The following is a 13,240-nucleotide window of genomic DNA, read 5'->3' on the forward strand; positions in this document are numbered from 1 at the left end:
TCGTGCCCAAGATAGTTCGCTGGAAACGGCGCGTGAAAATAGGTAGTCGCCGACTCAAATGTCGGGATGTTTGAAACCGCATCTCGACAATATGCACCTCTAGCTCAGTTGGTAGAGCAACTGACTCTTAATCAGTGGGCCCAGGGTTCGAGTCCCTGGAGGTGCACCAGATATTGAACGTCAAATCGTAAGATTTGGCGTTCTTTCTTTATGTGGGAAAGCGGCTGCACACTTTCTGCACACCGTTTACACATTTGCCCGAATCAAGGGCGTTTCTGCGCAAGGTTTGCACAGCCTGCTTTCCTTTGCATAAAAAGAAGAAATTTTAGGCGAACAAGGCTCTCGTCAATTCTCTGCGTTCGTCTGCGTCCATCAGCCGGATGGCTTCAAGGATCTCCCTACCGGAGATTTTTGTTGCCGCCGGCTTTTCGTTTTGCCGGGGCTGGGATGCTGCCGAGGTCAGGTCTTGGGAGTAGAAGTTTGCTTCGATCTTCTCGGTCAGCTCCAACCGGGGCTTGTCCTGCGTGTGAGCGTAGGCGTCCATCAGGACAGATGCCGTTGCATGACCTGTGTTGCCCTGCACCGACTTGAAGTCACCGTCCGACTGCAAGAGCTGGTAGGTGGCACTGGAGTGCCGCAGACCATGGAACACGATCTGCTCAAACTCCGGGTGCTCGGCTCTCCACAGGCGGTACCATTTCGTCAGCAGCTCCGGTGCAATGGGCAAGCCGTCCGGCAGCCGGAACAGCTGCCCGCAGTTGCTGTATTTCTCCGGGGTGTTCTGCTCGTCCTGCTTCAACTTTTCAAGCTATGCCAGCAGTTCTTCCTTTATCCCATGCAGACGGTCATGCGGTTGTCAAGGTACGGTGCTGAATTTGGCAATAAAAAAATCGCCACACAACAACCTGAACCTGACCATCCTTTCCGGGATGGCCTTGGCTCGGGTTCGTTATGTAGCGATCAGAAAGTTAAAAACTTGCTCCACTGCGCTGCGCAAACGCGCACTTTTGAAAACACGCCACTTTCGGCAGTTTGTAAGAAAAAACAAGGGAGGCTTTGGCGAAAAGAGAGAGCTGGATGACTCGTTTTACTTATTTGTTTTTTACCAACAGTGCCTGGTACGGCTCCAGCTCCACATCTGCCAGCCAGACGGAAATGCCCTCCGGGGTGTGATACTCGCCACCCAGAGCGTCCAGACTTGCCCCTGCCGGGTACTCGGTAAAGTTGAACAAGCCCACCAGCGTTTCTTCGCCGCGCTTGCGTACCAGTGCCAGCACGCCGGGGTTGTGGCTGTCCCAAGTTGTTACCCACGCATCCGGGGCAAAGCAGGGGTCTGCCCGCATTTTGCGCAGCTGCTCCATGCCCTGCCACAGCTGGTTTTGCAGCGTGCCCTTTTGGGTGCGCTGCTTGGCATCCTCCCAGTTGAATTTTGTACGGTGCAGGTTGCGGCTGTCCTCCACACGGTCGGGGTCGTTTTTGTAGTCCCAGCCATTGAGCTGTGCAATTTCATCGCCGCAGTTCAGCATGGGGAAGCCCTGCAAAAATGCCATAGCAGTGTGCAGCAAAAGGTCACGCTTCACGGCGTAGTCCAGTGCGGTTTTATCGCCTTTATCCAGTGCCTGCTCCACGCCGCACAGGCTGGCGGTGGTGCCGCAGCTGCGGGCGTCACCGGTGGCAGGGTCGTAGTTGTACAGCTCGCCCTTTGCCCAGCTGCCGGGGAAATTGCCCTCATAGAAGTGGTACAGATATTCTTTATGTTTCTGGGGGTCAATGCCCAGCCGGTTTTCCACCGCCTCGTCCAGACCCCAGCCGATGTCATCGTGGCAGCGCAGATAGTTCACGAACCAGCAGTTCTTCGGCAGAGCGTGGAGGGCATCCAGCTGGGCTTTCAGCAGCCGGGTGTCCCGGCTGGCAAGGGCACCCCACAGGTTGACCATGGTGGACACGTTGTAGAGCATATGGCATTCCGGCTTTTCCGGGGTGCCGAAATAAGCTGCCAGCTCCTTGGGAGCCATGACCACCTCGCCCTTGAGGATGACCGCCGGGCAGACGCATTCCAGCACCATGCGGAGCATCCGCACGATGGTGTGCACCTGCGGCAGATTGCGGCAGGTGGTGCCCAGCTGCTTCCAGATATAAGGCACTGCATCAATGCGGAACACTTCCACACCGAGATTTGCAAGGTGCAGAATACTCTTGGTCATGTCCACGAACACCGCCGGGTTTCCGTAGTTCAGGTCCCACTGGTAGTCGTGGAAGGTGGTCAGCACCCACTTGTGCATCTCCTCGCACCAGGTGAAGTTGCCGGGGGCGGTGTTGGGGAACACCTGCGGCACAGTCTGCTCGTACTGGTCGGGGATGGTGCGGTCGTCATAGAGATGGTAATACGCCTGAAACCACGGGTCGCCCGCCTTTGCCGCCATCGCCCAGCGGTGGGTGCTGGCGGTGTGGTTCATCACAAAATCCAGACACAGGCTGATGCCGGCTTTCCGCAGCTCCCGGGTCAGGTTTTCCAGATCTTTGTTGGTGCCAAGGGCCGGGTCTACGGTATCGAAATCCTCCACCGCATAGCCGCCATCGTTGTGGGGATGGGGCATCTGCAGAAGGGGCATCAGGTGCAGATAGGTCAGCTTCTGCTCCTTGAGGTAGGGCAGCTTCTTTACCAGCTCTTTTAAATTTCCGGCAAAGAGGTCGGTGTACATGGTCATGCCGAACATATTGCCCCGCTTGTACCACTCCGGGTCGGCAGAGCGCGCCTTGTCCAGTGCTTTCAGCTCGGCGCTGCGGGCGTTGTAGGCTTCTGCCATCTCCCGCTCCAGAACTTCCAGCCCGTCCCGGTTGTGGTACAGTTCCATGAACAGCCATTCCAGCTCGTCCTTGTGCTTGGCAAACCGGGACTCAAATTCCTGCTTTACTGCCATGGTTCAGCCCTCCACTTCTGCAAGGGTGGGCATGGCGGGGATAGCGCCGTGGCGGCTGGTGGTAATGCTTGCCGCCTTGTTGGCAAAGGCCAGAATGCCTTCCAGCTTGTCTACGGTTAGGGTGTCCAGCTCCTCCTTGCAAAGCTTGGAAAGTGCCGCACCAAAGAAGGTGTCGCCTGCGCCGTTGGTGTCGCCCACCTTGCAGGGCACGCCCGCCACATGGCCAGTTTTCTCCCCAAAGCGGTAGAATACGCCGTTTGCACCCAAGGTGACAAAAATCAGTCGGATACCGTTCTGTGCCAGCTGTGCCGTGCCGCTTTCGCAGTCGGTGGTGCCGGTGAGCAGGGGCAGCTCCTCATCGGAAACTTTCAGGATATCCACCAGCGGCAGGGGTGCTTTCATCTGAGCAATGGCATCCTCTTTGTTCTTCCAGAGGTTGGCACGGTAATTGGGGTCGTAGGTGATGGTAGCACCCAGCTTTTTGGCGCGGGCGGCAGCATCCAGCGTAGCGGTGCGGGAGGGGTCAGCGGTCAGGCTGACCGAGCCAAAGTGGACGATTTTGGCAGCTTTCAGAGCGCCCTCCGAAATGTCCTCTTTGCACAGCATCACGTCAGCGTTGGCGCTGCGGTAGAAGCTGAAATCCCGCTCGCCGGTGGCATCCACTGACACGACGGCCATGGTGGTGGGATGGTCTGCATCCACCGCCATGCCGGAAACGTCCACCTTGTTCTCTGCCAGAACCTCTTTCAGGTAGCGGCCAAAAGCATCCGCACCCACCTTGCCGATAAAGGCGGTCTGTGCGCCCAGCCGGGCGGCAGCCACAGCCAGATTTGCCGGGGCACCGCCGGGGTTTGCGGCAAATTGAGGGATGCCGCGGGCATCCTTGCCGGTCTGGGTCAGGTCGATCAAAACTTCACCAATCGTTAAAATGTCCATACGTTTTCTCCTTATTTTTATCCTATAAGCTAAAACCCAACGATCACCGCTGGAACAGATAATGAATGTAAGCGGCTGCACGCTCCGGGTGCGGTGCATTCTGCACTACTCCAAGATAGACCTTGCCAGAAAAACCTGCCTGCCTGACAAACGGCGTGTCCGAAATATCCAGCACGGTCCCACCGGCGTTCAGACCCGACAGTGCATGGAAAGACGCATCCAGTGTCCGCAGATCGAGAAAATAATCATCTGCCAACAGTCGATCCCGTGCATATTCGTCCATCAGAACAACATCTAACCGCTGGGCACTGACTGCACCCAGCAGCTTCATCTCTGAAGCATATACATACTGCTCCTCTGCGCGTTCGCTTTCGCTGAGCAGCAAGCCGGACAGCAGATCGACCTGTTGCTTTTTGGTCAGACCCTGCGCCTCGGCAAAGCCGGTGGTAAGCTGTTCCGTCAGATCAGACCCGGCAGTGATATTTACCAGACCAAGGTAAAGCACATCCTCTTTTTTCGTCACATGGCGGTAGGCTGCATAGCCAAGGATATAGACGACGATGAGCACGATCGCAATGGGCAGCTTGTAATATGCCCAGATGTGCTCCCACTTTTTGCGCCCATGGAGGGAGCGGAGCGTATCCCGGTCAGTTTTCGTCATGGTCGTATTCCTCGTGTACTGCATCAGGGTCTCCACCGATCAGATAGAGGATCCGAAGCATCAGAAAGGAGCAGAGCATGGCGCAGAAGCCCATGCCCAGCAGGAATGCAGGCGTGAACACAAACACTATGACGTACCCCATGATGCCATAGATTGCCGCCATCAGCAGGGTGCAAAACAGATACCGGACACCCACGAGAAACGCTGTTTTCAGGATGCCGAAGGTGGTGTTTTCAAACCGTGCCAGCAGAGGAAAGGCATACAGCAGAACGATGCCGTACAGAACTGCCGCACCAATAAGCACTGCAGTGAGCAGCGTCCAGAAAATGTTTTCGCTCCACATTCGGCGCAGCACAAAGCCATCCGCAGCCAGGAAGCTGCCGACTGCCAGCAGGATAAGCCAGAGTTTTGTGGCAGGCTTAAAATTTTCCCGGAACGCCTTAAAAAACATCCGGGTCAGACCATCGTCCCGATCTTCCGCCATTTTGAGCGTGACGTAGAACAAGGCGGTCGTAGAAGCCCCTATGGTAACGATGGGCAGGCTGCACACGAGCCATAAGATGTTCAGGTAAGCACTGTAAGTCAATTTCGTCAGCACAGCAAACAGCGGCTTGTCCGTATTGAACAGGTCACGCATGGGGGTTCTCCTTTCGCTCAATCTCCTGTGGATTCGCGCAGGATCAGGTTGGTTTCCGTATAGACGGTGCGATAGTTCAGCGATGGCTCTTCGATGCGGGTCATAAGCAGATTGGCAGCGGTGTAGCCCATGATCTGTCCATGGATATGGATCGAAGTCAGACGGGGGGCAAAGTAGGAAGCCTCCTGACTGTCATCGAAGCCGCAGACCCAGATATCATCGGGAACCGAATACCCCAGCTCATCCAATGCCTTGACCAGATCCATGGCAACAAAGTCATTGGCGCAGACAAAGGCATCCGGCATCGTTTTGAACCGACGGATGATTTCGTACAGGGATGCCGGATAGTTCTGCTGTCCAGATGGCATCGCACAGGTGCTCAGGCCCTCTGTCAGACCAAAGTGCTCCACTGCATCCCTATAAGCCATATAACGCTCAAAGAAGGACTGACAGTGGTTTTTATCCCCCGCAAAGCTGATGCGTTTTTTGCCGCGCTGGACCATGTGGGTCACCGCATTCTGGATCTCAATGCGGTTTTCCATATAAAGGCGGTCAGCTTTAAGAGGAGGACGCATATTCATCACAGGGCTGTCTACAAACAGCAGCGGAAGATCCAGATCGCACAGCATCTGTGCGTAGTCATAGTCGAATACTTCAAAGCAGATGATGCCGGCTGTGCGCTGGATGTTGAGAGAAGATGGAAGTTTTTTCTCTTTCAGCTCTATGGGAGAAATGCGATGAATGGTCATGCCGCTGTGCAGATGGTTGATTTCCGACTGGAAACGATCCAGCATCGTGGAGGAAAAGTGAGAGCTGCTCAGAAACTGGGTCGTCAGCATGGCGATCTCCCGTTTGTCACTCGGCAGAATGAAAGGCTCTGCTGCTTTTGCAGCGTCTTCCTGAAACAGCGGCAGATAGGCGAACTGCTTATAGCCCATTTCGGCGGCTTTGCGCAGGATCTTCTCCCGTGTGGCATCTGCCAGCACACCGGTGTTGTTGATGGCCTTTGAAACTGTGTTGCGGGAAAGCTGCAGTTCGTTTGCAATATCCTGAATGGTGACCTTGGTTGCCATAAGTCATCCTCTTTCTTTATAATATAGGAGCGGATGTTCCTTCTTTTATAGATAAAGTCTGGTGACGGATCTTGTTCTTTATGACTCCAGTATAGTGCAAATGCACAAATTAGTCAAACGTAAAAATGCAAATCATCATTTTGCATATTTGCGCACTTTCGAATTTGTGCATCTGTACAAATCCACAGTATTTCTTGATATATACTATGAATTATCGTTGACATTCGCTTGCTTGCGTGGTATAAATGAATTACAGAGTTTTACATTTGCACAATCGAAGTAAAAAGCGCAAGGTTCAAAGGTGCAAATGTAAAATGCAAATCAAGCGGCAAACAAATCAAAAAGGAGGAGAATGATTCATGAAAGCAAAGACAGCCTCGTCGGAAACGGCTGTGCTGGCAGCAGAACGCAAGCTGCACAACACATGGGTCTACATCAAACGGCATTGGCAGCTTTACCTGTTGTTCCTGCTGCCTGCCGTGGTGCTGACGCTGGTGTTCAAGTACGCTCCCATGGGCGGTGTGCTGATCGCGTTCCAGAAGTACAATCCCTTCAAAGGTATCTGGGGCAGCGAGTGGGTAGGCTTCAAAAACTTTACCCGCTTCATGTCCTCGCCGGACTTCCAGCGCTATCTGATCAACACCCTGAAGCTGAGCGTCTACGGCCTGCTGTGGGGCTTCCCGATCCCTATCCTGCTGGCATTCCTGCTCAACCGCATCGAGAGCAAGAAGATCAAGCAGAAGGTGCAGCTGGTGCTGTATATGCCCAACTTCATCTCGGTCATCGTGCTGTGCGGCATCGTCCGGGTGCTGCTGAGTGTCACCGGCCCGGTGAACGGCCTGCTTCACACCAGCATCAACTTCATGACGCTGCCGGAAGTGTTCCGCCCCATCTACATCATCAGCGGCATCTGGCAGGGTGCCGGCTGGGCATCCATCATGTACACCGCATCCCTTTCTAACGCCAGCAAAGATCTGAAGGAAGCTGCGATGATCGACGGCGCAAACCTGATCCAGCAGATCATGACGGTGGAGTGGCCCGCCATTAAGGATATGGTCGTTATTCAGTTTATCCTGCAGGCAGGCAACATCATGAGCATCGGTTTTGAAAAAGCCTATGCCCTGCAAACCGACCTGAACCTGAACACTGCAGAGATCATTGCAACGTACGTTTATAAAAAGGGCCTGTTGGACGGCGATTACAGCTTTTCCACGGCAGTCGGTCTGTTCAACACCGTTGTCAACGTCATCCTGCTGATCGCAGTGAACAAGATCGTTGCCAAAATGAACGATGGCAAGGGCTTGTAAGGAGGGGTTTACCATGGCAAAACAGAAAAAATCAAAAATGGCCCTCTACACCAGACAAGATAAGATCATCCTGTACTGCGGCTACGCACTTCTGGGCTTGTTCCTGCTGGCGATCATCGTTCCGATGATCTACATCGTCATCGCGTCCTTTATGGATCCGGTCACTCTGCAAAACAAGGGCATCTCCTTTGATTTCAGCAAGTGGAGTCTGGATGCTTACCAGCGTGTCGTTTCGGACAAGCAGATCTGGGTCGGCTTCAGGAACGCAGTACTTTACTCGATCATCTTCACCATCGTCTCGGTCGCTGTGACGATGCTTGCCGCTTATCCCATGTCGCTGCCGGACTTCAAAGGCAAAACGATCTTCAACACCTTGTTTGTGATCACGATGTTTTTCAGCGGCGGTCTGATCCCCACCTACCTGCTCATCAACAATCTGGGTCTGCTGGATTCCATGTGGGCGGTCATTCTGCCGGGAGCATTCAGTGTGTGGAACATGATCATTGCCCGTACCTATTATCAAGGCATCCCGCGTGAGCTGCGCGAAGCTGCGGATGTGGATGGAGCCAGCGAGATGCTTTACTTCTTCAAGATCCTGCTGCCCGTCTGTATGCCGGTGGTGGCAGTTCTGGCCCTGTGGCAGTTCGTGGCAATGTGGAACAGCTACTTTGATGCCATGATCTACCTGAACAGCGCATCGAAGCAGCCGCTGCAGCTGGTGCTGCGTTCCATCCTGATCCAGAGCCAGCCGGAATCCGGCATGATCGCAGATATCCAGAGCACTGCCGAACGTGCGAAGATGGCAGAGCTGCTCAAATATGCAACCATTATTATTTCCAGTCTGCCGCTGCTGGTAATGTATCCCTTCTTCCAGAAGTATTTTGATGCCGGCATCATGGCTGGTTCCATTAAAGGCTGAGGATATTCCAGAATTTTATGAGCCGGTTCGCTCATCTGCTACACGAAAAAAGAAACACGAAAAAGGAGAAAATACCATGAAAAAGCTGATCTCTCGCCGCAACTTCCTCAAGGTCTGTGCTCTGGCGGGCTCTGCCGCTGCTCTGTCTGCCTGTGGCGGCGGCAAATCCACCGGCAGCAGCAATTCTGCTGCCGCAGCTGTGGACACGACCGGTGCCGTTACATTTCCGCTGTCCGAAAAGGTCACCTTTACCGGTATGACCAGCTTCCCCGTGGGCAGCGAATCCGAGCCGAACAACCGCACCATCTTCAAGCGTCTGGAAGAGCAGACCAATGTGCACATCGACTGGACCGCCATCCAGTCCGACCAGTGGAACGATAAGATCACCCTGAATATGTCCAACCCCAACACCCTGACGGATTTTGTTTTTACTGCTGATTTTACCGACAGCAATCTGCTGCGCTACGCAGATCAGGGTGTCATCCTCAATCTGGAAGACTACATTGATAACAATATGCCGAATCTCCAGAAGGTCTTTGAGCAGTACCCGGAGTACCGCACCATGTGTACCGACAGCGATGGCCACATCTGGGCACTGCCCTGGATCGAGCAGCTCGGTGCAGAAAAGACCGCCATCCAGACCATTGGCAACATGAGCTTCATCAATACCAAGTGGCTGAACTTCCTCGGTCTGTCGATGCCCACCACCGTGGACGAGTTTGAGCAGGTGCTGATGGCATTCCGTGATAACGCCGCTTCTATCAAGGCAGAGTATGGCATTGACGGCGACATCATCCCCATGTCCTGCATCGTCAACAACGGCGATCAGGACCCCAGCATCCTCATCAATGGCTTTGGCGAAGGCTACGGCGATGCAGACAAAGACCGCCATATCGCTGTTACCAACGACCGGAAAGTCATCTGTGCCGCCACCCAGCAGGGCTACCGTGATGGTCTGGATTGGCTGCACAAGCTGTATGCCGAAAAGCTCATTGACCCGGAGTGCTTCACGCAGGAGTGGTCCACCTATGTTTCCAAGGGCAAGGCTGGCCGTTATGGTGTCTGCTTCAGCTGGGATGTTGCCAACATTGACAACCTGACCGACTGGGAGCCGCTGCCTGCCCTGACCGCTGATACCCGGAATATCACTCCGCAGAACGGCTCTTTCACCAGCGGCTTTGCCCGCGGCAGATGCGTTGTCACCGCAAAGGCGGATAACCCCGCATTGGTTTGTGCATGGCTGGATCAGATGTACGCGCCCCTCCAGTCTCCTCAGAACAACTGGGGTACCTACGGCGATGCGGAAGGCTTTAACATTTTTGAACTGTCCACCAACGATAAGGGCGAGCCCATGCTGAAGCACGCTCCTCTGGGCGATGCTTCTCCCGTGGAAGTCCGTGAAGCGCAGTGTGTCAGCGGACCTCTGGCGGTTCTGGATGATTACTATGGTGTATACGTTACCTGCCCGGACGATGCACAGTACCGTCTGGACTGGATCAAGGAGATCTACACCCCGGATATGAACAACGATTATGTTTATCCCAATGTCTTTATGAGCAGCGAGGACACCGAGCAGGTCTCTAACCTGCAGGCAGATCTGCAGACCTACATGAATACGCAGAAGGCCGACTGGATCATGAACGGCACTACGGATGCAGAGTGGAACGACTATCTGAGCAAGCTGGAAGCCTACGGCCTGTCCGACTATCTGGGCATTATGCAGAAGTATCTGGATGCTTACTACGCATAAGAATTCTTTCCTTTGGAGGATTCCATGAACGATTTGACTTTACAAAAAGCCCGTGCCTACGAGGCCGAGCACGGCGCTGCCATTTCCCCGGCGGAACGTCCTGCTTACCACATGACCCCCTATGTGGGCTGGATGAACGACCCCAACGGCTTCTCCTACTATAAGGGGCAGTATCATCTGTTCTATCAGTATAATCCCTACGATGTGCGGTGGGCGCCCATGCACTGGGGTCACGCCGTCAGCACCGACCTGCTGCACTGGGAGTATCTGCCCTGTGCGCTTGCCCCGGATTCCCCGGCAGACAATGGCCCCGGCTGTTTCTCCGGCTCTGCCACCGAGATGGATGACGGCAGGCAGCTGCTGATGTACACCAGTGTGGTGGCAGAAAAGCAGCCCAATGGGGAGATGCGGGACATCCAGACCCAGAGCATTGCCATCGGTGACGGTCTCAACTACGAAAAGCCTGCCTGCAACCCGGTGCTGACCCAGAAAGACCTGCCGGAAGGCTTCAGCAGGTTCGACTTCCGGGACCCCAAGATCTGGCGTGAGGCCGACGGCACCTACTCTGCCGTCACCGTCTGCCTGACCGAGGACGGCAGCGGCGCAGCAGCACTGTTCCAGAGCAAGGACGGCTTCGACTGGCACTTTGTCACGGTGCTGGAACGCTGCAACAATCAGTACGGCAAAATGTGGGAGTGCCCGGACTTCTTCCCGCTGGATGGCAAGCAGGTCTTGATGCTGGGACCCATGGAGATGCTGCCCAAGGGCGAGTTCCACAATGGTCACAACGTGATTGCCTTCATCGGCAGCTACGACCAAGCCACCCACACCTTCACCAAGGAAAATGTGCAGCTGATGGACGGCGGCATCGACTTCTACGCCACCCAGACCACCCTTGCCCCGGATGGCCGCCGGATCATGACGGCATGGCTGCAGACCTGGTCGGACACCGAGGATAAGCCCCAGGGCTGCAAGTGGTTCGGGCAGACCATCTGCCCCCGGGAGCTGCATATCAAGGACGGACGCATTCTTCAGACCCCCGTGCGGGAGCTGGATGCCGTCCATGGCAAGCGCACCTTCCACGAAAATGTGACGGTGCAAAGCGAAACTTCTCTGGAAGGCATCAAGGGCCGTGTGGCGGACTTGACCGTCACGGTGCAGCCCGGCGAATACCGCTCCTTTACCCTGAAACTGGCCGCCGATGCAGATCATCACACTAGCCTGACCTACGATCCCTACACTTCCGAGCTGACGCTGGATCGCAGCTATGCCGGTTCCCGTGCCGACATCGTTCACCGCCGCAGTTGCAAGGTGCGCAGCCAGAACGGTGCACTCAAGCTCCGCATCCTGTTGGATAAGAACAGCATCGAAGTTTTCGCCAACGACGGTGAGCAGACCATGACCGCATGGATCTACACCCCCCAGTCTGCCGATGGCATCACCTTTGCCGCCGATGGCAAAGCAACTGTTACGGCGGAACAGTTTGAACTGAATCTGTAACCTGATATTCCCATCATTTCTCCTTCATTGAATACAGCCCCGCTTTGGCTTCTCCTTCGCCAAAGTGGGGCTGTGTTTTTGTATGGGTTCTATGCTTTCTGCCCCCGTTCCGGGGGCTTTTTTGTGTCCGGGAGGCAGCGTTTTCTGAAAACGCAGCCAAACTGCAAAAAAAGTTACAATTTTCTCATCAAAAAAGGCGGTTTCCCATTGACAGCCTTGTTATAATAGGAGTGTAAGATTTTTGAGCCAGCACTCTGCGGCTCTGATTGCTGAACGGCCCTTGCGGGCTTTTGGAAAAAGAAAGAGGCATACAGCATTATGACGAATATCGATATTTTCTCCGGCTTCCTGGGTGCCGGCAAGACGACTCTGATCAAGAAGCTCATCAAGGAATCCTTTGCGGGCCAGAAGGTGGTCCTGATCGAGAACGAGTTTGGTGAGATCGGCATCGACGGCGGCTTCCTGAAGGAGTCCGGCATCCAGATCAACGAGCTGAACGCAGGCTGCATCTGCTGCTCTCTGGTGGGCGATTTCCGTGCCGCTCTGCAGCAGGTGGTGGAGCAGTACCACCCCGACCGCATCGTCATTGAGCCCTCCGGTGTGGGCAAGCTGAGCGATGTCACCCGCGCTGTGGAGGGTGTGGCTGAGCATCTGGATGTGAAGCTGAACAGCTTTGTCACCGTGGCCGATGTCAACAAGGTCAAGATGTATATGAAGAACTTCGGTGAGTTCTATGATGATCAGATCAGCCACGCAAGCTGCATCATCCTGAGCCGCACCCAGACCGCCAGCGAGGAGAAGATCGCCGCTGCGGTTGCCATGCTGCGCGAGAAGAATCCCACCGCTACCATCGTGACCACCGCATGGGATTCCCTGACCGGCGAACAGATCCTGAAGGCCATGTCCTCCAAGGACGATTTCAAGGCAGAGCTGATCGCCATGGCTGCCAAGGCCAATGAGAAGCACGCCGAGGAGGACGAGGAAGAAGAGCACGAGCATCATCACCATCATTACGATGAGAACGGTGTGTGCAGCTGCGGCCATCACCACCATGATCACGATGACGATGACGACGATGATGAGGACGAGCACGAGCATCACCACGACCACGAGGACCACTGCTGCCACCACCATCACGACCACGACCATGAGGATGACCATGATGAGCATGAGCATCATCACCACGATGAGGACGGCCACTGCTGCTGCGGCCATCACCACCACCATCACCACGATCACGATGCCGATGAGGTGTTCACCAGCTGGGGTGTCGAGACGGCCAAGAAGTTCAGCAAGGCAGACATCGAGCATGCACTGACCGAGCTGGACGGCGGCAAGTACGGCATGATCCTGCGCTCCAAGGGCATCGTGGACGGCGGTGCCGACGGCTGGCTGGAGTTCGATTACGTCCCCGGCGAGTGGGAAGTGCGTCAGCGCGGTGCCGACGTGGGCGGCAAGCTGGTCGTCATCGGCTCCAAGCTGGACGAAAAGGCCATTGCCGCACTGTTTGGCTGCTGAGCTGCAAGTTGTGTAAGG

At 55.0% G+C, this 13,240-nt stretch carries 11 protein-coding genes and 1 tRNA gene; 6 read left to right on the forward strand and 6 right to left on the reverse strand.

Annotated features, from left to right (window positions below):
• The first annotated feature begins 93 nt into the window (after positions 1-93).
• Positions 94-169 (forward strand) — tRNA-Lys (locus J3352_RS07005).
• A gap of 156 nt (positions 170-325) precedes the next feature.
• On the opposite strand, the gene J3352_RS07010 is transcribed toward J3352_RS07005, so the two are convergent.
• From J3352_RS07010 to J3352_RS07035, 6 genes are all read right to left on the reverse strand, one after another.
• Positions 326-799, reverse strand: coding sequence for a tyrosine-type recombinase/integrase (locus J3352_RS07010; RefSeq protein WP_005934843.1), 474 nt, complete (start codon positions 797-799; stop codon positions 326-328).
• A 292-nt stretch (positions 800-1,091) separates the two neighbouring features.
• On the reverse strand, positions 1,092-2,921 hold the full coding sequence (locus tag J3352_RS07015) for an alpha-amylase family protein (RefSeq protein WP_156066755.1): 1,830 nt from the start codon (positions 2,919-2,921) through the stop codon (positions 1,092-1,094).
• 3 nt (positions 2,922-2,924) lie between these two features.
• Positions 2,925-3,857, reverse strand: a complete 933-nt coding sequence (locus tag J3352_RS07020) for a carbohydrate kinase (protein ID WP_156066753.1) — start codon at positions 3,855-3,857, stop codon at positions 2,925-2,927.
• A 43-nt stretch (positions 3,858-3,900) separates the two neighbouring features.
• A complete protein-coding gene (locus J3352_RS07025; RefSeq protein WP_015564179.1) occupies positions 3,901-4,518 on the reverse strand; it encodes a hypothetical protein in 618 nt (205 codons plus the stop codon).
• On the reverse strand, positions 4,505-5,155 hold the full coding sequence (locus J3352_RS07030; RefSeq protein WP_154277085.1) for a YesL family protein: 651 nt from the start codon (positions 5,153-5,155) through the stop codon (positions 4,505-4,507). Before J3352_RS07030 ends, J3352_RS07025 begins: the two co-directional genes overlap by 14 nt.
• A 17-nt stretch (positions 5,156-5,172) precedes the next feature.
• The gene (locus tag J3352_RS07035) at positions 5,173-6,228 is read right to left on the reverse strand and encodes a LacI family DNA-binding transcriptional regulator (protein WP_156066751.1); all 1,056 of its coding nucleotides are present in this window, start codon (positions 6,226-6,228) and stop codon (positions 5,173-5,175) included.
• A 359-nt stretch (positions 6,229-6,587) separates the two neighbouring features.
• On the opposite strand from J3352_RS07035, the gene J3352_RS07040 reads away from it, so the two are divergent.
• The 5 genes from J3352_RS07040 to J3352_RS07060 all read left to right on the forward strand — a co-directional run bounded on the left by J3352_RS07040 (position 6,588) and on the right by J3352_RS07060 (position 13,222).
• Entirely contained in the window at positions 6,588-7,535 is a 948-nt protein-coding gene (locus J3352_RS07040; protein WP_154277086.1) for a sugar ABC transporter permease, read from the forward strand.
• Entirely contained in the window at positions 7,519-8,454 is a 936-nt protein-coding gene (locus J3352_RS07045) for a carbohydrate ABC transporter permease (RefSeq protein ID WP_156066749.1), read from the forward strand. The genes J3352_RS07040 and J3352_RS07045 overlap by 17 nt, the downstream gene beginning before the upstream one ends.
• 76 nt (positions 8,455-8,530) lie before the next feature.
• Positions 8,531-10,204: an extracellular solute-binding protein gene (locus J3352_RS07050; protein ID WP_156066747.1), complete on the forward strand. Its 1,674-nt coding sequence runs from the start codon at positions 8,531-8,533 to the stop codon at positions 10,202-10,204.
• Between the two features lie 24 nt (positions 10,205-10,228).
• Complete coding sequence (locus J3352_RS07055) at positions 10,229-11,704, forward strand: glycoside hydrolase family 32 protein (RefSeq protein WP_156066745.1); 1,476 nt, start codon at positions 10,229-10,231, stop codon at positions 11,702-11,704.
• A gap of 318 nt (positions 11,705-12,022) precedes the next feature.
• Entirely contained in the window at positions 12,023-13,222 is a 1,200-nt protein-coding gene (locus tag J3352_RS07060; protein WP_005934830.1) for a GTP-binding protein, read from the forward strand.
• Positions 13,223-13,240 lie beyond the last annotated feature (18 nt).

It is taken from the genome of Faecalibacterium sp. Marseille-Q4164, from assembly GCF_017377545.1.
Taxonomy (GTDB): Bacteria; Bacillota; Clostridia; order Oscillospirales; family Ruminococcaceae; genus Faecalibacterium; species Faecalibacterium duncaniae.